The organism is Lentibacillus sp. JNUCC-1, from assembly GCF_009741735.1.
Taxonomy (GTDB): Bacteria; Bacillota; Bacilli; order Bacillales; family Amphibacillaceae; genus Lentibacillus_B.
Genome location: NZ_WHOH01000001.1, coordinates 1417307 through 1437138, shown reverse-complemented (window position 1 = coordinate 1437138; position 19832 = coordinate 1417307). Strand labels below are relative to the sequence as shown.

Genomic DNA, 19832 nt, shown 5'->3' with positions numbered 1-19832 from the left:
CATGGTAGAGAAAAAATGTCCATAAAAAAGAAGCCCTGTGCTGGGCTTCTTTTAAATAATAGGCTTAAAGGGCACGAGATTCTGCTGACCGTCGAGCAGCTTATGATTGTTTCAATGCCCCATTTGCCTCAGGGATGTTTTCCGGATCAAGTGCGTTCATTTGACAGAAGTATTCCAGAAAACGCTCAACATGTTTAATTTCCTCTTCATCTGTTTTTAAAGCGATGATATCTTTCAGGATTTGAGCAGTCCATTCATTATCAAAATACCGATATTTGCCCGAATTCCATGAAGTTCGCTCCGGATAGTTCTCGTTAATATAATAATTCCAGAACAGCATTTTTTCAGCTTCCTGGTCTGTAAGCACAATCCTGAATTCTGTATGCGACGGCACCATGTCATCTTCGCTCAAACTGCCGGAAAACGTTTCATTGACCATATAAAGACCAAGAATTTTTCTTTCAGTTTCTGGTTGTTCGGTATCTCTTACGGTCAGAAGCGCTGCGCTGTTGGGTCCCAGACGAGCAGCTCTGTTTGGCTGACCTTTCGTCTTGCCGGTTTGAATCTTACCTGTAGATACTTGCCAGTCGGTAAATACATTTTGCTGCTCGTCCTCATCCATCCAAAAAACAATTTGTGAGCTTTCATGGATTTTATGATTTTTGAGTTTTTTCCTGCGTTGCTCCTCAAGTGCCTGGCGCTCTCTTTCTTCTTCACGTTGCTGCTCAAGTGCTTCTTCCTCCTTCTCTCTTTCTAGAAGGACCTCCTGCAAGGACTCCGCTGCATCTTGGTCAGTTAATGTGATAAAGTTTCCAAACGCGTCGGGATAGACAAACTTTTTTGTTCCCTCTTCAAAGTCAATGGTGATAATAGATTCGTCTTGATCGACGATGTTTCCCTTGCCAAAGACTTTATGCGTTATTTCTTCATTAATTAAATTCACTGCCCCACACTCCTAAATAAAATTTACTTTGACATCCAGTCTCAACCGTCTGTTTTCAAAAACCTTCAGTTGATTGGAACAAAAGACAGTCTTTAGATCAAAAAACCGTGCTCAAAAGTTGCGCACGATTGCCGAATCCAGTCTCAAAAATCTATTCAACCTTTACAATAACATATAATCTAAAATGTTTCAATTTAAAGGTTGACAACACTGGTTTAGTTATCGTATAATAAACCGTTTTATGAATAGCTGGCGTTGCGATGTGATATGCGGGACTTTTGATAAAACACTTTCACAAAATACATGAAACGTGTAAAATAGACATACCCTAACATCAAATATTGGGTGAAATATGTTCGCGGAGGCGTTCCATGGAGCCAGTTGCCATTTTTCCGTATTACAAAGTTGAACAGGAAATCAGTGCTACAGGTCTCAGCAAGTGGGAGGACAAACGGTATCTGCGCTTATATCCGACCGTCCTGGAAACGAAACACCGTCAATTTCCGACAAAAGATATTCTGGACCTGTCTTATCGGGCAATGGACGGCGAGGCCGGGATGCTTTATCTGCATACTTCCAGCGGTATGTTTACATATTTAGTGAAAACATCTCCGCACAAGTTTATTGAAAAAGCCCTGCGCTACATCGGCTGATAAACAAAACTTTGTTTTCAGCTTCTTTTACCTGTCTCTAGATTGAGCGCTCGTTCACTCATTTACCCCCATAAATTGCAACATTACATCACGAACAGACACAGGAGGAATTGTTATGCTTTTTGCTGCGCCACTCATTCAGGATCCGATGGCCATATTTGCTTATTTGACCGCTGTTGTGGGTCTTATTTTTATTTTGGGTGAATCACAGAACCCGTTTCTAAAAAAATTCTTTCATTATGCACCGCCCCTGATATGGACTTATTTCATTCCGATGATTTCAACAACAGTTGGCATCATACCAGACCAGTCATCTTTGTATGATTTTGTCTCCACATACGTCTTGCCATTTGGGCTATTGCTTTTGCTGTTATCAGCGAATGTTCCCGCAACGCTGAAGCTCGGTTCTAAAGCGTTGATCATGTTCTTTGCCGGTACATTTGGAATTATGATAGGCGGACCAATTGCACTCGCGATCTTCCAGCCGCTTCTCCCGGACCAGGCATGGACTGGGGTGGCCGCGCTTGCAGGCAGTTGGATTGGCGGCAGTGCAAACATGGCTGCCCTGATCGAAGCCACAGGCACCCCACAGGAAATTTTGTCGCCGATTATTGTCGTTGATACTGTTGTTGGGTACAGCTGGATGGGAATCATGATCTTCCTTGCCGGTTTTCAGGATAAATTCAACAAATGGAATAAAGCTGATAACTCGGTCATTAAACAGGTGAACGAGGACATGGCTCAGATCGAAAGGGAAAACGCCCGCCCAGTCGCAGTGCCCCAGCTTGCTGCCATCATTGGTCTTGGTTTCGGTGTGTCGTTTATCATTCGCAAGTTTTCCGAAACGCTCCCGGTGACATCAGTGTTATCAGCCGGCACATGGACCATCATGATTATATCTGCAGTCGGAATCCTGCTTTCGTTTACACCCGTTCGCAAGCTGGAGAATTTCGGCGCCAGTAAAGTCGGTTATGCCGGCATTTACATCTTGCTTGCGACAATCGGGGCGAAAGCTGACCTTGCTTACGTGCTCGATGCACCACAGTATGTATTTATGGGTATCGTCTGGCTCGCTATTCACGTCATTATCATCTTTGGGATGGCGCGTCTCCTCCGGGCACCGCTGTTTTTCGTAGCTGTTGGATCTCAGGGGAACGTCGGCGGGACAAGCTCTGCTCCGGTTGTGGCATCTGTATTCCAACCATCCCTTGCACCCGTTGGACTCTTAATGGGGATTCTGGGTAATGTTGTTGGAACCTATGCCGCCGTCGGGACCGCAGCCCTTGCCGAGATGGTGTCCAAATTCTTTTAGCATCTGTAAAAAAGCTCTCCCGTTAGTGGAGAGCTTTTTGTGTGCTCAGATATGTTTACTGCGACGGATTGGGCGTTTTCTGTTATGATAAAGTCAGTATATTTAGTCTTATAAAAAGGAGTGCTGGAGATGTCCGGTTATAAAGTTGGAATCATTGGAACAGGATTTGGAGCTAGAGTTCATGCGCCCATGATGAAAGTTCATGACGGGTTTGAAGTCGTAGCGCTTGCAAGCGTGAGAGGAAATACGGAAGCTGCCAAGACATTAAGCGGCATTCATAATGTATATACGAATTGGAAGAAAATCCTTGATCATGAATCGCTTGACCTGCTCGTAGTGGCCTCAGCTGTTTTTGCACATAAGGAAATGGTCGAGGAAGCTTATTCTAGAGGTATTCACGTTTTATGTGAAAAACCCATGGCCCTGACGCACAATGAAACGACCGATATGATCGAAGCGCGGGACCAAGCAGGGAAGCTGGGTTTCATTAACCATGAATTTCGCTTTTTACCTGCGCGTACTGAAGTTAAGAAAATGATCGAAGCAGGAAAACTTGGGAACATCATGCACATTCGCTACGAATACACCCACCCAGCCTATCAGCCCTTAACGTCGAAAAAACGAGGCTGGCTTGGACAAAAAGAGGATGGCGGCGGCTTGCTGAACGCGCTAGGATCCCATATGATCGATTCTTTGCATTGGTGGACGGACAGCTCGTTTAAAGCGTTGAATGCCCATCTCATGACACATATCCCAGAATTTAAAGATGAAAATGGAAAGGTTGAACACAGAACGGCCGATGATGCTTTTCACGTGATTGGTACGTTGAAAAACAACACCACCGTTACACTAGACCTGGTTTCGGCTGCCCGAAAAGCCCAGCATGGGAAACGTCTGGAAATATATGGAGACGAAGGCACCCTTGTGATGTTGGATGACGCTCAACTCCTTTTTGCAAAAGAAGATCAGGCATTTGAGGCGATCGAACTGAACAGCCTGGCTGTGCCAGAAACACTCCCATCAGCTGCCGCTCCATATTATAACGGCCTTAAGCCTTTGCTGGATGCCTTATATGAAACATTGGAAAGTGGGGATCAACACCCCTATCTGGCAAGTTTTGAAAACGGCCAGACAACGCAAAAAGTACTCGACGCCATCCGCCGCTCAGACCGCGAAGGCCGTCAAGTGACATTGTGAATTTTTCAACGTTCAACTAATTGAATGGAACGGTAGCGCAAATCACGGCGCTCTCATCAAGATCAAATACAGAATCCAATTCGATGTAAAATAATCTATAAAAATAATAGGAGGGGTACGATGGTTCAGGATAAAGTTGTGTTTATATCGGGCTCAGCGAGTGGGATCGGTTATCAGATGGCGCGGTCGATTATGGAAGAAGGCGCGAAAGTGGTGCTGAGTGACATTAACGGGGATAAGCTTAAACAGGCTGTCCAAGAAGCGAGAGCAGCAGGTGGGGAATGCTCAAGTGTTGTCTGCGATGTGTCCAATGAAGATGAAGTGGTCTATGCGCTTAATTATGTGAAAAACACATATGGCAGGATCGATGTGCTTATTAACAATGCCGGTATCCAGCATGTAGCATCAATTGAAGACTTCCCAACAGACACTTATGAAAAAATGCTGCAAATCATGCTCGCGGGTGCATTTAAAACGATTAAGCACGCTCTGCCTGACATGAAGCATCAAAAGTGGGGAAGGATCATCAACATGTCTTCCATCAACGGTCTCATTGGATTTTCCGGCAAAGCCGCCTACAACAGTGCTAAACATGGCCTTATCGGCTTAACGAAAGTGGCTGCGCTTGAATGTGCAGAACATGGCATAACGGTAAACGCGCTCTGTCCGGGGTATGTGGATACCCCTCTCGTGCGCGGACAGTTTGAGGACCTAGCCAAAAACCGCGGTGTGAATGTTGAAGATGTGTTGGAAGAGGTGCTGTACCCGCTTGTGCCGCAAAAACGCCTGCTCGATGTCCAGGAAATTGCTGACTATGCCCTGTTTCTCGCCAGCGATAAAGCAAAAGGCGTCACAGGCCAAAGTGTCGTCCTGGACGGCGGTTATACCACTCAATGATCAGAGAGATGGTCAGCTAGATGCAAAATGGGAAAAATCTCGTGTATTTCATGCTGGGGTTTATGGTAGGTTATTGTTTATTAATCCGTTGCTTAGAAAAAAGGGGGCGGCGCTGTTTTTGGCGTCACCCTCTTTGTAAGTTTAGTATGGGTTATTGCTCCCACAGTACTTCCCCCATATGACTCACCTCATATCCCAGTGCTTTAAGCTTATTCTGGAAGTCAGTGTCACTCAAAATTGTTTTCACATGGGCAACGAGCGGCTGAGTCTCTGGTGTTTTCAGCATTACTAAGTCATATTGTTCCTGAACCATTGGCAGGAAATCAACCTCGGCTGCCAGGGCGGCGTGTTCGATACCGACGCCGACATCTGCTTTGCCGGATGCCACCATTGATGCGACATCTTGGTGGCTCAGGACTTCATCCCCGTAGCCTACCACGCTGTACCGATCGACGCCATTTAACCTTAGCTGTTCGTCCAGGAGCACCCGCGCCCCTGCTCCAGATTCGCGGTTCACCATCTTGATCCCTTTTGTTGCAAAATCCGTCCAGGTCTGAATGTTTTTCGGGTTGCCTTTTGCCACGTATAGCCCCGCTGTTCTTTCAATAAATTTAACAATAAGAAATGATTTGCTGACAAATAGCTTCCGCACATACGGTACATTATAATTCCCAGTATCCCCGTCGAATAAATGAACACTGACTAAATCAGCCTCACCATTATACATATTCATTAAATTGTCAAGACTGCCAACGTAAGACCTGAGCGGCCGCGTGTTTTCAAGGTTCTGCTCCAATTCTTTGGCCAACACATCCAGGCTGCTGTCCTGCCCGCTGATCACAATTTGCCCGCGTAAGGTGGAAGCAGATTGTGCTTTATTTTGAAACGACGGGACCTCGCTTTTTTCACGTCCTCTATGTTTATAGACTTCCAGATCAGCTGCGTCAATCCGCATTTGGCGGCCAACACGGTAGGCTGAAAGCTCCCCTTTTTTGATTAAATCATACACAGTCAGCTTGGACACTTTGAGCAGCTGAGCAATTTCTTCAGTCGTATAAGAGACATCATCCATCGTTTAAATCACCTCAGTTCGCATGCGTATATTCATTCTATCATACCCTTGACAAACATATGAAACTATCATTAACTATAATTAGATATAACTCGTTATAACTACATATAAGTAAACAGAAGAGGGGGGCGATGAGATGACCACACCACTCGATCGATGGCGTATAGGCTTAATATTGGTTGCAATGCTTGCCTTGGCAGGTTGCGGTGGCAATAGTGATGACCCAAGTGCGAATGCCGCAAATGACTCGAACGCTGAAAACAACGACGAAGCACCCGCAGAATTAATCGTTTCCGTTGCTGCCAGTCTGGCAGATGTGATGGAAGACATTAAGGCTGATTATGAAAAAGACAATAATGTCGAATTGACGTTTAATCTCGGCGGTTCAGGCACCCTAGCCCAGCAGATTCAGCAAGGTGCGCCAGCAGATGCTTTCATTTCAGCGAATCAGAACTGGATGGATACCCTGGAAGAAGAAGGCTTGCTGCTGGAAGGCACACGTGCAGACGTGACAGGGAACAATCTCGTGTTAATTCAAAACAAAACATCTGACCTGGACTATGAGTCGTTTCAAGATGTGAATACTGATGACGGGCAAGTAGCGGTCGGTAATCCGGAAAGTGTGCCGGCTGGAAAATATACTGAACAGGCGTTAAAATCAATCGAAAAGTGGGACGAACTTCAAGGCGCTATTGTGTTTGCCAAAGACGTGCGTCAGGTGTTAACGTACGTTGAGACCGGTAACGCGGAAGTAGGCTTTGTATACGAAAGTGATGCATTCATTTCTGACAAAGTTGATATCATAGCTAAGTCGGAAGAAGGGATGCACGATCCGATTATTTATCCCGGCGCGGTTCTTGCCGATACAAAGCATGAGGCAGAAGCGAAGGCATTCATTGACTACATGCAATCAGATGAAGCACAGGAGAAGCTGGCCGAATACGGTTTTAATAAATAACGAACGGGATTGAATCTGTATGATCGATGATAATCTGTCACCATTATGGCTTTCATTTAAAACCGCAGCCCTTGCGACCGTCATTGTTTTCGTGGTCGGAGTCTTTTTGGCGCGGTTGATCGCACGCCGGGAATTTCCGGGAAAAGGCATTCTCGAAGCCGTCTTTCTCCTGCCACTCGTTTTGCCGCCGACGGTTGTCGGATTTGGCCTGCTCGTGTTTTTCGGCAAAAACGGACCGATCGGCAAGCTGTTGCAAGAATGGTTTGACGTACAAATTGTGTTTACGTGGAGCGCAGTTATTATCGCAGCGGTTGTGGTCGCTTTTCCGTTGATGTACCAGAGTGCGGCGGCAGCGTTTCAGCAATATGATGAAAATGTCGAGCGAGCGGCTTACACAATGGGGGCTTCCAGATGGCGGGTGTTCTGGACGATCTCATTTCCACTTGCCTGGCCGGGCATTTTGTCAGGAACGGTGCTGACATTTGCCCGCGCGCTCGGGGAGTTCGGCGCCACACTCATGCTTGCAGGCTACATACCTGGCATTACCGATACGATTCCATTGTCTATTTACTTCGCCGTCGAATCCGGCAACATGGAGAAAGCAACCTTCTGGGTGGTGATTATCGTCGCTCTCGGATTCAGCGCCATTCTCTGGCTCAACTGGTGGAGCAAGCGCAACATGATGCGGTATCGGGAGAAGTGATGCCAGTGGGCAGGCAATGTTGAAAAATAGACGCTGGCGTTCCTTTGATAGAATGCATGCTTCCTTTGATAGGCACCGATCTTCCTTGGATAGACAGCCATCTTGCTTAGATAGAAGTATTTTGCCCTAGTTAGAGAACAACCTCTTCCCTAAAAATAATCTGCCTTGGAGGTGCCCCCTCATGCTGCAAGTGGATATTCAAAAAAAACTCACCCATTTCCCATTGGACGTTGATTTTACAGTGGGGAATGAGATCGTTGTTTTGTTTGGTCCATCCGGATCCGGCAAAACAACGATTCTCAATTGTCTGGCTGGACTCACCAAGCCGGATGAGGGGTCCATTCAATTAAATGGCCGTTATTTCTTTCGAAAAAACGGCGTATCGCTTCAGCCCCAAAGCCGGAACGTCGGCTATCTGTTTCAGGATTATGCTCTCTTTCCTCATATGACTGTATGGAAAAATGTGATGTATGGCGCGAAAAGTGAGGCCCTCGCTAAAAGGCTGCTGAGTCAGCTGAACATTGAGCACCTCAAGCAGCAATATCCTCTCCAGATCTCTGGCGGAGAGAAGCAGCGTGTCGCCATCGCTCGGGCCTTGGCAACAGAACCGGAGCTGCTTCTGTTGGATGAACCGTTTTCCGCGCTGGACGATGTCACAAGGGAAAAAGGTCATCAGGAGTTAATTGAGCTTCACAAACTGTGGAAAATTCCGATCATCATGGTGACCCATTCCCATGCAGAAGCAGAGGAACTGGGCGACCGAATTATGTATGTGGATAAAGGACAATTGCAGCTTAGCCACAATGCAATCCTATGAAAAAGCGAGACAGACGGAGAATTCATCCGTTTGTCTCGCTTTCGTTATTTCCCGGGAAAGAATGCACCGGCAGCGCTTTATCTTTCAATGAACATTTGGGACCAGTAATGACCATTTGCCACGTAGCCAACACCGATATGCGTATAATTCCGATTGACTATGTTAGCACGGTGGCCAGGGCTGTCCATCCACGCATTAACAACCTCTTGGGGTGCCGGCTGGCCGCGGGCGATATTTTCACCGGCTGATTTGTAGGTGACACCGAACTGATTCATCATTTCAAAAGGCGATCCATATGTCGGACTATTGTGTGAGAAATAGCCATCCTGCTGCATGCTCCGCGCCTTCTCCAATGCCACACGTGTTAACGTCTCGTCGGCGATCAGCGGATCAAGGCCGAGTTTCTCTCTTTCTTCATTGGTTAGAGATATAACGGCTGATGTAAATTCATTCATGCCTTGACTCGGTCTTGTCGTGTCAGGGTTCGTCGTATTGTCAAACTCGGGCGGCCTTTCATCAGCCTGCCGTCGAGGTGGAATACGCTTGGCTTCAGGATTCTTCAGCGGGTCATACCAAGTGCTCTCGGGCGGCATACCATTTCGTGCATTCCGCGTTGGCTCCAATGGCATATGTTTATGGCTCGGCTTTTCCGTGCTGTCGTTTGATATATTCAGGTTGTCATTGCTGTCCAGCGAATTGCTGTCGTTCGCGCACGCAGTTAGCACCACCAGAGCAAATCCAATCAGCATAACGGTTATTCGTTTCATCATTTCATCTCCTTACACACTTTTCCATAGCGTGTGCAAAAGGAAGAAATTTATGAGCGGAACTTTTTTCGTGCCCCGGTTTGGTGTCATTTTTAAAAAAAGCTTCCATCCCTATAAAGGGACGGAAGCTTCCTCTCTATTACTTACACATGATCACGGCTTCGAACGTTGGTGAACACATTCGCAATGAACAGAAGGATGGAAATTGCCAATGCACCGCCACCACCCCATACAGTCAGTTCAATCAAAATGGGTGGTACCGGAATTGCTGGTTGAATAATAAACATCCCAATCAATAACACCGGCAGTCCAATGTTATACAGCCAAAATTGAGCTTTCCCCATCGCACTGTTTCCAGCTTCTGGATAAACGGAATAAATGAGTCCGATCGCGACCGTTGTCAGCCAACCAACCACGTTGATATGCGCGTGTGTGGCCGCCCATTGCAATTCAATTGTAGAGTGCATGTAAAGACCGAACCCTACTCCAAGTAAGAAATAAAACACGGAAACCTTAATCCATTTGGCTCCCATTTTTACCCTCCTTTTATCTTGTTTTCAATTTATCAAATATTACATAGTGTGTAAAATAATTGAACTATACTTGAAATATATGCTTAATAAGGCTTTATATGTAATGTGATTCACTACCTTGCTATAAACAGTACTATCTGTTATAGTGTGCTTAGATCAGTATTGTGCATTAAATAGTACCATGAAAGAAGGCGAAACGATGAACATACAATTTAAAAAAGGCGTGCTTGGTATTTGTGTCCTTGCCCTTTTGAATAAACGTGAACACTACGGCTACGAGCTAGTCAGGGAGATCTCTGCTCAAATTGAAATTTCTGAGGGGGCAGTGTATCCGTTGCTGAGGCGTTTAAAACAGGACGGCTATTTAACAACCTACTTGCAGGAATCCATTGAGGGCCCACCACGAAAGTATTATAAGTTAACTGAAGAAGGGCGTCAGTATATGCAAACGCTCGTTCAGGAATGGAACGATTTTTCTAAAGGGGTTAATCATTTAATTGCGGAAGGTGTGGATGAAGGTGAATAGAGAGACATTTATGAGGGAGGTGGAGACGGGTTTAAAGACACTCAACAAACATGATCAGGCAGAAATCCTTCAAGATTTTGAAGAGCACTTTTCCAATGGACTGTCAGAGGGGAAAACGGAATATCAGATTTCTGCAGCACTCGGGTCACCTAGACATATCGCAAAAGAAATACTGGCTGAGTTTCATATGGAAAAGGTGAAACATAACACATCGGCAGGCAATATGATGCGTGCTGTATGGGCCGTGTTTGGTCTCAGCATGTTTAACTTGATTATTGTGCTAGGTCCTTTTGTGGCGTTGGTGGGGTGATGGCAGCAGGTTGGATTACAGGTGTTTCATTTACTGGCTCCCCGCTGCTTGTCATTTTGAATGCTGTGCTACAACCGGAAACATTTATATGGTTCGACGTTTTTTTCTCCTTGGTGCTGGCAGGTATAGGCGTATTGATAATCGTTGGCATGTATTACCTGACGCGCGTTGTTGCAAAAGGCTTTATCAGATATTTGCGTTTTAACATGAACATGGTTAAAGGAGGAATGGAACGTGCGTAGATTGAAGATATGGATTGCAGTGGCCGTTATATTGATCGTAATTGGAGGCGTCGGCAGCTTTCTGACATTCACATCAGCATCGGCAGCGGATGAAAAGGAAGAATCACATACGGTTAATGTGCAAGATGTCACATCGATTGCAATAAAAGCCAGCAATGAAGCGATCGTGATCAAACGAGCTGATCAGCAAGAAGTAACGGTGGCCTGGCAAGGGAAAACTGCGAAACGTGATCAAGATCATGTCAATATTAAAACGGATGGTTCCAAGCTATCAGTCGAAACAGTCAAAGAACCTTGGAAGTTATTTAGCTTTGATTTTGGTTTTTTTACCAAACGAACACTCGAGATCACGCTGCCAGACAAACAGTTTAAACATATAAAGCTGGATAATGATAATGGGAGCACTCATATTGATGACTTAAGCACAGAAAACTTAAAGATCGACACAGACAACGGGAGCATCAATCTTACCAATGTAAACACATCCAACACCGAGGCCCGCACTGATAACGGCAAGATTCATCTCGATCACGTTGACGGTCATATAAAGGGGCGTTCTTATAACGGTTCCATCACATTGAAAACACAAACCCTTAATCAAGACATTGAACTCAAAACAAGCAACGGAAAGATCACTGTAATGACGTCAGAAACACCAACAGATGCCTTTTTTGATGCGACAACAGACAATGGCAGCATCAGCCTTTATGGCGAAAAAGGCGGCAGCAAACTCATTGGGGATGGCACACATACAATTACACTCACATCCAACAATGGTTCCATTACAGTAGAAAAAGAATAAAGCAGGTAAATACGCAGGCTACACTAAAAGGATTTTCTCGACTTTTTTGGTGTACCCTGCGTTTTTATATTACGCCTTTCTAATATGAGTTGACACACATATTAGAAAGGCGTAATATGATAACTAATATCATATTAGTATTATCTAATGTGAACGGAGGGTTTGTATATGCAAACAGTAGACCTTGATCTAAAAGTCAAATTCCTGCATGGATTTTCTCATAAAGTTCGGATTCAGATTCTGGATACGATCAAAGAAGGTGAAAAAACCGTCTCAGAAATCATGAACGAGGTGAGTGGCAGTCAATCCAGTATTTCTCAACACCTCGCTTGCCTTCGGGGATGTGGACTGATTATTGGCAGACAAGAGGGCAAATTCATGTATTATCGCTTGCTCAATGATAAAGTCCGTCACCTGCTGGATACGTTTGACGATGTATTAATGGATGTTCAATCAGATGTCCTGTCCTGTGAAGGACAAGTGGATGAAGAATAGGAGGTGAGGCGTGTGTCAGACAAAAAAGATCACACGTCAACTTGCTGCAGTTCTCAAGACGCCTCTGAAAGCTGCAGTCAAACAGAGAACAATCATTGCAATGATGTTGCTCAAGACCATAATAGTGGCTATAAAAAAAATATAGGTGGAGAAACAACGGAATACCGCGTTTATGGTATGGACTGCCCATCATGTGCTGCCTCCATTGAGAAAAGTTTGGAAAAAATGAAAGACATTTTTCAAGCGAATGTGAGTTATGCCACTGGAAAGTTAAAAGTAGTGGGTGCAGCTGGATTATCTGGAGATACCGTTATGCATGAAGTTGAAAAACTTGGATTCACAACTGAACCCATTGAACAAACAAACAGCCTTACAACCTACAAAATTGACGGCATGGATTGCGGAAATTGCGCGATTGGGATTGAAAAACACATGACCTCTTTGCCCGAGGTTGAAGAAGCACATGTTTATTTCTCCACAGGCCAGATGAAAATTGCTCACACGATGAGTGATGAAGCGGTCATAGGTGAGGTAGGAAAGCTGGGCTACACTGCTGAACCTGTCACATCCAGCCATGAGTCGACAGAACAGACTAAGAAGACATTCGGGTTCAGTTCAATCATCTTATCCGGTATTTTTATCGCTGCCGGATTTGTCGGCCAGCAGCTTGACAGTCCCTATTGGCTGACAACGATTTTGTTTGCAGCAGCAATCGTGATCAGCGGTAAAAAACCCGTCAAATCGGCTTTTTATTCCATTAAAAGCCGTTCTCTCGATATGAACGTTCTGATGTCAATGGCGGCCATTGGGGCAGCCATTATTGGGGAGTGGCTGGAAGGTGCAATGGTCGTATGGCTGTTCTCACTCGGGAATGTGCTTCAGGATCGTTCGATGGAACAGACCCGCCAGTCGATCCGAGGGCTGATGGATATGGCCCCGTCCAAGGCATGGGTGAAAACAGCGGACGGACTTGTTGAGAAATTGGTGGAAAACATTGCGGTCGGCGATGAAATTGTTGTTAAGCCCGGGGACCGTATACCGTTGGATGGCAAGATTCTTTCAGGTGAAACGAGTGTGAACCAGGCTCCCATCACAGGGGAATCTGTGCCAGTTGATAAAGCACCAGGTGATACAGTTTATGCCGGGACCATCAATGAAAGTGGCTCTTTGGAAATGACCGTTACGAAGCTTGTTGAAGACACCACCTTATCGAAAATTATTCATATGGTGGAAGAAGCGCAAGAACAAAGAGCGCCAAGTCAGGCATTTATCGATAAATTTGCAGCCATTTATACGCCAATCGTGTTTGCTGCGGCCCTCGCTGTCATTGTCCTGCCGCCATTATTCGGATTTGGTGCGTGGGGAGAATGGGCCTATAAAGGTTTAGCACTTCTTATTGTTGCCTGTCCGTGTGCCTTGGTTATTTCCACCCCGGTTGCGATCGTGTCTGCTATCGGCAATGCCGCCAAAGAAGGTGTTCTGATCAAAGGCGGTACTTTCTTGGAGAAAGCTGGGCATATCAATGCGATTGCTTTTGACAAAACCGGTACCCTGACAGAAGGGAAACCGAACGTAACCGATGTAGTGCCATTGTCGGTTTCAGAGAATGAATTGCTGTCACTTGCACGGACGCTTGAGGAATATTCCACACATCCAATCGCCAAAACGATTGTCAACTATACGCGGGATCAGTCCGTTCAAGCCAAATCTGGGACCCTGTTTGCCAATCTGACTGGAAGAGGGGTACAGGCAACGATTGAAGGCACCGTCTATTATGCCGGCAATAAAAAGTTGTTTAATGAATTGGGAAGTCTTCCGGAAGAAGTGGAAGAACGAGTGGATCAGCTTCAAAAACAAGGCAAAACGATTGTTATTGTCGGAACGGAAAGCGACATCTTTGGCGTTATTGCCGTAGCTGACACCATCCGTCCCATGACTGTCGGAGCACTTGATAGTCTGAAAAACATCGGCATCAAACAGGTCGTGATGTTAACCGGTGATCAGGAAGAAACGGCGAAAAATATCGCTCAATCGGCTCATGTGAACAGATACTTTTCCGAGCTGATGCCGGAAGATAAAGTACAAGCGATTAAACAGCTGCAATCGGAAGGCTACAAGGTGTCTATGGTTGGCGACGGGATTAACGACGCCCCAGCTCTTGCGACTTCAGAGCTCGGTATCGCAATGGGTGGTGCCGGTACAGATACAGCAATGGAAACTGCTGATATCGTGCTGATGGCTGATAATCTTGAGAAGTTACCGCACACCATTAGGCTGAGCCGCAAAGCGTTGAATATCATTAAGCAAAACGTCTGGTTTTCGCTGTTGATCAAATTTGCTGCTTTAGTTCTGATTTTCCCCGGGTGGCTGACACTTTGGCTGGCTGTGATTAGTGACACAGGAGCCGCAGTTCTAGTCATATTAAACTCACTTCGTCTATTAAAAATAAGAGATTAAAAATAAAGAGGCCACTCGAATCCATCGAGCAGCCTCTTTATTAATGGCTAAATTCTGGGGTAGCTTTTGCGCGACCCTTAGTTTCTGATTTATCGACCACGGCAGCTCCAATAACGTCTCCCATGACGTTAGATGCTGTACCAGCCATCCCTATGAGGGCATCAACTCCAGCGATTAAGGCGACAATTTCAAGCGGCAGCCCAAACATCGTCAACACAGCGGAAAGTGTAACAAGCCCAGCAGCCGGTACCCCTGCTGTTCCAACCGAGAGCAGTGTGCCAATCACGACAATAACGAAGAAATCTGTCGGTGATAAATTTAAGCCTGTAATGTTGGCAGCAAATACGAGGGAAACTCCCATTCTAAGTGCACCGCCATCAGAATTAAATACAGCCCCTAATGGCAGTGAGAAGTTCGCTGTGGTATCTGAGACACCTGCTTTTTTCGCAGCGCTAATAGCAATCGGCAGCGTGGCGATGCTGCTAGATGTGAAGAATGCTGTTAGAAGGGCTTCTCTGGTCTGCTTGAAAAATTGGATGACTGAATATCCTGCGAGCTTTAAAAATGTTGTATAAACAAACAACATTAATAAAGCAACTCCCCCATAAAAAACACCCAAAAACTTAAGTAAAGATAAGAGCGTATCCCAGCCTTGGCTTCCAAAGGATGTCGCACTGATGGCGAAAATTCCAATAGGCGCATACAGCAGAACACCGTTCAGGATTTTATAAAACATCTCATTAAGTGCTGAGAAGAAAGTGTTAAGCATCTCCCCATATTTATTGGATTGCTCATTTGTCGAATAGCGCATGACAGAAATCGCAGTTCCAGTAATGATTGCTATAAATAAAATGGCCATTAAATCGCCATCGGTAAACGCCTGGAATAAATTTTTCGGCACAATCTGCAGTAAAACATCAGAGAAAGCTGGCGTATCAGGCTGCTCAACTTCTGTATTCGGCATTGTCACCCCTTCTCCAGGGTTGACCCAAAGCGCAAGGCTCACACCTATTAAAACAGCAGCGGCAGTGGTAGCCATGTAATACAGTAAAAGCTTACCGCCCATACGCCCAAGCTGTTTTGTATTCATACTGTCTACAGCGAGCACGACCGTCAGAAAAATAACCGGAATGGCCACTAAGCTGAGCAAGTGAATTAAAAGTGTGCCAAGCGGTTCCAAAAAAGAGGCTTGTCCTTTAAATATAAGTCCGACAATAATCCCAAGCACGAATCCGACTGTCATTTTTATTACAAGAGAAGTTTCCTTATACCAAGTCCATAATTGCATCGTTTGTCATCAACACCTTCAAGTCATTGTATTATTTATTGTAACAACAAATAGATACAATGTGTAATTTGAACAATGTATTGAAAGGCGTATAGGTAAAAAGAACCAACCAAAAACATAAAATTGAGACTTTAGATTCACGATATATGGGTCACCCTTAGATATGATAAAGAGAATGAACAAATTTAAGGGGACTTTAGCATGTTTCGTACATATGGACTCGTTATGACACTTATACTCACAGGCCTTATTCTAAGCGGTTGTTTTGGTGGCAGTGATGAAGAAGCAGAGGCGAATGGAAAAGCTGATACCAACGAACAGAACGCTGCTGAAAAAGAGAATGAAGACAATCAAGCAAAAGAAGAGACGGAGAACGCGGGTAATGAATCTGATTCGGAAAGTGAAGAGTCTAAAGGAGTTGCCCCCAAGTCAGCTTCAGAACAGGTTTCTTATACTCAGGTAACATGGTTCGGCGGCTCTCCCAAACGACAGGCAGAGCCGGGAGTTTGGTATTACACAGCAGATGACCATCCAAGTAATCTGGATGACACTTTTGAATGGGAAGATGAGGATATTCTTCTATGGCAAATTGGAGACGAAAAATACGCCGGATATGATGCTGATACAGAAAAATTGGAAATCGCCGGTGATGATTTAATTAAAATTATCGTATCCTTTGATGAAGATGGCCCAAGCGATTTACACCCCGATCGCATGCCCAGAAATTATCTGAAAGTTGATAAGGACGTGTTGTCTGGTAAGAGCTTTCTAGTTGAGACGACCGACGGAGAAGAACTAAGTTTGAAATAACGTGTATCAATACCACGCAGATTATTAAGCTGTGTGGTGTTTTTTTGCACTTGACAAATTGCCTCAAGTGGTTCACCAATGTTTATTACCATATCTGCCGTCTTGACAAGCTTGATAGCAGCTCTGACGGTTGGTGGAAAAGCCGTATGTAAGACGATCGCAATTTATAAATCAACAGACATCATCATGTTCACAGGCAGAATGATGTATGTGGGCAAAGTGATTTCACGTATATTCAAAATCAAGACGCCTTTAAGAAAAAGTTCTAAAACTGCCGTATAGAGGTTGCCAGATTAATAGTGTGTTATTTTTCAAAAATCTATGGAAAGTTATGCACAGACGTGTTAAAATTTAAATAGAGAGCATGTGAAGGGAACGACGCTTATGAAACGATGGATGCAGAAAATATTCGTAGCAATGATCGCCGTCTTAACCCTCGGCCTTTACATACCGCAACCCCCTGTTGATCTTGACCATGACAGCAGTAAAGGCGAGATTCAGTCTAAGTCCGGCACAGAGAATAAGGTGCATGCGGAAGCGACTGTCTATGAACCGCCGCCTGTCGAACTGGAGTCAGCAGATGCTATCGATGAACCAGTTGACTTTGCCTTTATGATAAAAGAGCAGGCAAAGCAGCAGGCTGAAATGAAACTCGGTCCTAGGATTGCAAGCCGTATTGACGTTGATTTCAACAGAGACATTCTTCCTGAAATAGAAACAGTGCTCGATACACTGATTACAAAAGCTGGTGATGAGAATGCTGCATATTACAGCATTACCGAAGAGCCTGCATCAGGTTTTGGGGAAATGATCTTCAACGTCTATGATGAGCGAAGCCAGGAAGATATTGCGCGTTTCCATGTGCGTCGGGATAATCGGCCACAGGAAGGCTACTGGTTTAATTTCCATTATCATTTAAATGACGATCATTTTGAAACCCATCACACCCTCGGCGATATCTACTGGGATAAAAACACCCCGCCAAAGTGGATGGCGTAAGTAGCAGAAGTTCAAATAACAATGCAGATCCGCTCTTGTTAAGGGGCGGATTTTTTATTGATGAAAAGTTGGTAATGCGTTTGTTTTGCATCTGATTCACAATCCCCATTGTGAACCGATTATGTTATGATAAACTAATAAAGCAAGCGTGTTTATAAGTTGAAGGCAGGCTGTCTATACAGCTCGCTTATAAAGGAAGGTCTAAAGATCATGTCAGAAGAAAATATTACCCGGCTGACGCTGGATCAAAAAGAAATTGTCTTAATCGGTACGGCACATGTTTCACGGCATAGTGCTGAACAAGTGAAAGAAATCGTTGAACAGGAAGCGCCGGACACGATCTGTGTGGAACTGGATGAACAGCGTTTTCAGTCCATTCGAGAAGGAAACAAATGGCGGGATATGGATATTTTTAAAGTCATTAAGGAGAAACGGGCGACCCTCCTTCTAATGAACCTTGTTATCTCCTCATTTCAAAAAAGAATCGCTAAGCAGTTTGGGATCAACCCTGGTCAGGAAATGATCCAAGGGATTGAGTCTGCAGAAGAAACGGGTGCTGAACTTGTATTGGCTGACCGTAATATCCAGATTACTTTTGCACGAATTTGGAGCAATGTCGGACTGATGGGCAAGGCAAAACTGCTCATGCAGATTGTCGGAAGCATTTTTATTCAGGAGGATATTTCTGAAGAAGAACTTGAAAAAATGAAAACACAGGATATGCTCGATTCGATGCTAAAAGAGTTTTCTGAGCACTTCCCGAGGTTGAAAACCCCTCTTATTGATGAACGTGACCAATATCTGGCCCAAAAAATCAAAACAGCACCGGGCAATAAGATTGTTGCGGTTCTGGGAGCTGCCCATGTGCCTGGTATCACTAAAGAGATTCATAAAGAGCATGACCTGGCAAAGTTAACCGAACGTCCGAAAAAGTCAAAAGCGCCTAAAGTGATCGCCTGGATGATCCCGGTGATTATATTGAGCATCATTTTATATACGTTTATGAATAACCCATCTGCAGGGATTGAGCAGACACTCAGCTGGATTATTTGGAATGGCACTTTCTCAGCTATGGGAGCCTTAGCCGCATTGGGGCATCCGCTCACGATTCTGACAGCATTTGTAGTTGCCCCGATTACCTCACTCAATCCGCTCATTGCAGCCGGTTGGTTTGCCGGCCTTGTCCAGGCGTTCGTGAAAAAACCGATTGTTGCGGACTTCGAGCAATTGGCGGATAATGTGCATACGGTCAAAGGGTTTTGGAATAATCGTGTCACACGAATTTTACTCATCGTCGTCCTTGCCAACATCGGTAGCTCGATTGGTACGTTTATAGGGGGCGCTGACGTCATCCGCGTATTTCTGGAAAACCTATAGTTGACTGGGCGAACCATGACGTAAGGACGTGAGGATATGTTGAAGGATACGGGAGAACGTGTAATCCCAGAAAAGATGGATGTTCTCAATAACCTGTTGATTGAACATTTAGCCCGGTACCATTTTTCCGTTCCCCATGCACGGGGCCGGGTGCTTGATATTGCCTGTGGTTCGGGGTACGGAACACATATTATAGCCAAAGAATGTAAAGCGCGAATCGATGAAATCATTGGCGTGGACATTGATCCGGCTACATTGGATTACGCAAGAGCCACCTATTATCATCCGCTATCTAGCTTTATAAAAGGCAATGTGACAGATCCTGATCTGCCAGAAAAACTAGGACAGTTTGACGTCATTCTCAGTTTTGAAACGATTGAACACGTTCACGAAGAAGCGCAGTTTATGGACAACCTATACAGCATGCTCAAGCCAGGTGGAACGTTGATCCTGTCAACCCCGTTTGGAAAAGGACGGGGCATTCCAAGTGGCCAACAATTCCATGTCCATCAACTGACACCAATGGAATTCACCGCGCTTTTTACCCCATATAAAAACGTCAAGTTTTATGGGCAGAACAGAGCGCTGATCGAGCCCGCAGCATTTCACGACAACACACTTACACACCCACTTGGAATTGCGGTGTGCCAAAAATAGAAAGGGTCTCTCCCTGT

Annotated in this window: 23 protein-coding genes; 18 read left to right on the top strand and 5 right to left on the bottom strand. The window is 45.1% G+C overall.

The window, feature by feature from the left end; translation table 11 throughout:
* Positions 1–100 precede the first annotated feature (100 nt).
* Positions 101–943 (bottom strand): malate synthase, encoded by an 843-nt coding sequence (locus tag JNUCC1_RS06500; RefSeq protein ID WP_197431649.1) that lies wholly within the window; start codon positions 941–943, stop codon positions 101–103.
* A gap of 371 nt (positions 944–1314) precedes the next feature.
* Here JNUCC1_RS06500 and JNUCC1_RS06495 point away from each other — a divergent pair, with 371 nt between their 5' ends.
* From JNUCC1_RS06495 to JNUCC1_RS06480, 4 genes are all read left to right on the top strand, one after another.
* Positions 1315–1596: a hypothetical protein gene (locus JNUCC1_RS06495; protein ID WP_156644639.1), complete on the top strand. Its 282-nt coding sequence runs from the start codon at positions 1315–1317 to the stop codon at positions 1594–1596.
* 115 nt (positions 1597–1711) lie between these two features.
* The gene (locus tag JNUCC1_RS06490; protein ID WP_156644638.1) at positions 1712–2908 is read left to right on the top strand and encodes a DUF819 family protein; all 1197 of its coding nucleotides are present in this window, start codon (positions 1712–1714) and stop codon (positions 2906–2908) included.
* Positions 2909–3037: 129 nt separating this feature from the next.
* The gene (locus JNUCC1_RS06485; protein WP_156644637.1) at positions 3038–4105 is read left to right on the top strand and encodes a Gfo/Idh/MocA family protein; all 1068 of its coding nucleotides are present in this window, start codon (positions 3038–3040) and stop codon (positions 4103–4105) included.
* A 120-nt stretch (positions 4106–4225) separates the two neighbouring features.
* The gene (locus JNUCC1_RS06480) at positions 4226–5002 is read left to right on the top strand and encodes a 3-hydroxybutyrate dehydrogenase (protein WP_156644636.1); all 777 of its coding nucleotides are present in this window, start codon (positions 4226–4228) and stop codon (positions 5000–5002) included.
* A 151-nt stretch (positions 5003–5153) separates the two neighbouring features.
* Here the strand turns inward: JNUCC1_RS06480 and JNUCC1_RS06475 are convergent, their stop codons facing one another.
* On the bottom strand, positions 5154–6074 hold the full coding sequence (locus JNUCC1_RS06475; protein ID WP_156644635.1) for a substrate-binding domain-containing protein: 921 nt from the start codon (positions 6072–6074) through the stop codon (positions 5154–5156).
* 136 nt (positions 6075–6210) lie between these two features.
* On the opposite strand from JNUCC1_RS06475, the gene modA reads away from it, so the two are divergent.
* From modA to JNUCC1_RS06460, 3 genes are all read left to right on the top strand, one after another.
* Positions 6211–7032, top strand: a complete 822-nt coding sequence (gene modA / locus JNUCC1_RS06470; RefSeq protein ID WP_197431648.1) for a molybdate ABC transporter substrate-binding protein — start codon at positions 6211–6213, stop codon at positions 7030–7032.
* A gap of 19 nt (positions 7033–7051) precedes the next feature.
* Positions 7052–7735 (top strand): molybdate ABC transporter permease subunit, encoded by a 684-nt coding sequence (gene modB / locus JNUCC1_RS06465; protein WP_156644634.1) that lies wholly within the window; start codon positions 7052–7054, stop codon positions 7733–7735.
* A 181-nt stretch (positions 7736–7916) separates the two neighbouring features.
* Positions 7917–8552, top strand: coding sequence for an ATP-binding cassette domain-containing protein (locus JNUCC1_RS06460; RefSeq protein WP_156644633.1), 636 nt, complete (start codon positions 7917–7919; stop codon positions 8550–8552).
* A gap of 77 nt (positions 8553–8629) precedes the next feature.
* Here the strand turns inward: JNUCC1_RS06460 and JNUCC1_RS06455 are convergent, their stop codons facing one another.
* Together JNUCC1_RS06455 and JNUCC1_RS06450 are read right to left on the bottom strand one after the other, a co-directional pair.
* Positions 8630–9322, bottom strand: coding sequence for a CAP domain-containing protein (locus tag JNUCC1_RS06455; RefSeq protein ID WP_231784077.1), 693 nt, complete (start codon positions 9320–9322; stop codon positions 8630–8632).
* A 140-nt stretch (positions 9323–9462) separates the two neighbouring features.
* The gene (locus JNUCC1_RS06450) at positions 9463–9852 is read right to left on the bottom strand and encodes a hypothetical protein (RefSeq protein ID WP_156644632.1); all 390 of its coding nucleotides are present in this window, start codon (positions 9850–9852) and stop codon (positions 9463–9465) included.
* 199 nt (positions 9853–10051) lie between these two features.
* Here JNUCC1_RS06450 and JNUCC1_RS06445 point away from each other — a divergent pair, with 199 nt between their 5' ends.
* The 6 genes from JNUCC1_RS06445 (at position 10052) to JNUCC1_RS06425 (ending at position 14684) form a co-directional block, all read left to right on the top strand.
* The gene (locus JNUCC1_RS06445) at positions 10052–10378 is read left to right on the top strand and encodes a PadR family transcriptional regulator (RefSeq protein ID WP_156644631.1); all 327 of its coding nucleotides are present in this window, start codon (positions 10052–10054) and stop codon (positions 10376–10378) included.
* 10 nt (positions 10379–10388) lie between these two features.
* Positions 10389–10688, top strand: coding sequence for a DUF1700 domain-containing protein (locus JNUCC1_RS18615; protein ID WP_231784076.1), 300 nt, complete (start codon positions 10389–10391; stop codon positions 10686–10688).
* Positions 10688–10930, top strand: coding sequence for an HAAS domain-containing protein (locus tag JNUCC1_RS18610; protein WP_231784075.1), 243 nt, complete (start codon positions 10688–10690; stop codon positions 10928–10930). The genes JNUCC1_RS18615 and JNUCC1_RS18610 overlap by 1 nt, the downstream gene beginning before the upstream one ends.
* Positions 10923–11732, top strand: coding sequence for a DUF4097 family beta strand repeat-containing protein (locus JNUCC1_RS06435; protein ID WP_156644630.1), 810 nt, complete (start codon positions 10923–10925; stop codon positions 11730–11732). Before JNUCC1_RS18610 ends, JNUCC1_RS06435 begins: the two co-directional genes overlap by 8 nt.
* 168 nt (positions 11733–11900) lie before the next feature.
* Positions 11901–12227 (top strand): ArsR/SmtB family transcription factor, encoded by a 327-nt coding sequence (locus tag JNUCC1_RS06430; RefSeq protein ID WP_156644629.1) that lies wholly within the window; start codon positions 11901–11903, stop codon positions 12225–12227.
* A gap of 12 nt (positions 12228–12239) precedes the next feature.
* Positions 12240–14684, top strand: coding sequence for a heavy metal translocating P-type ATPase (locus JNUCC1_RS06425; protein WP_331713637.1), 2445 nt, complete (start codon positions 12240–12242; stop codon positions 14682–14684).
* A 40-nt stretch (positions 14685–14724) separates the two neighbouring features.
* Here the strand turns inward: JNUCC1_RS06425 and JNUCC1_RS06420 are convergent, their stop codons facing one another.
* Positions 14725–15927, bottom strand: coding sequence for a dicarboxylate/amino acid:cation symporter (locus JNUCC1_RS06420; RefSeq protein ID WP_231784074.1), 1203 nt, complete (start codon positions 15925–15927; stop codon positions 14725–14727).
* Between the two features lie 246 nt (positions 15928–16173).
* Between JNUCC1_RS06420 and JNUCC1_RS06415 the strand changes: the two genes are divergently transcribed.
* The 5 genes from JNUCC1_RS06415 (at position 16174) to JNUCC1_RS06395 (ending at position 19815) form a co-directional block, all read left to right on the top strand.
* Complete coding sequence (locus JNUCC1_RS06415; protein ID WP_156644627.1) at positions 16174–16782, top strand: hypothetical protein; 609 nt, start codon at positions 16174–16176, stop codon at positions 16780–16782.
* A 78-nt stretch (positions 16783–16860) separates the two neighbouring features.
* Complete coding sequence (locus JNUCC1_RS06410; protein WP_156644626.1) at positions 16861–17064, top strand: hypothetical protein; 204 nt, start codon at positions 16861–16863, stop codon at positions 17062–17064.
* Between the two features lie 102 nt (positions 17065–17166).
* A complete protein-coding gene (locus JNUCC1_RS06405; protein WP_156644625.1) occupies positions 17167–17781 on the top strand; it encodes a YpjP family protein in 615 nt (204 codons plus the stop codon).
* A 210-nt stretch (positions 17782–17991) separates the two neighbouring features.
* Positions 17992–19158, top strand: a complete 1167-nt coding sequence (locus JNUCC1_RS06400) for a TraB/GumN family protein (RefSeq protein WP_156644624.1) — start codon at positions 17992–17994, stop codon at positions 19156–19158.
* Between the two features lie 36 nt (positions 19159–19194).
* Entirely contained in the window at positions 19195–19815 is a 621-nt protein-coding gene (locus JNUCC1_RS06395; RefSeq protein ID WP_156644623.1) for a class I SAM-dependent methyltransferase, read from the top strand.
* The last annotated feature ends 17 nt before the right edge of the window (positions 19816–19832 follow it).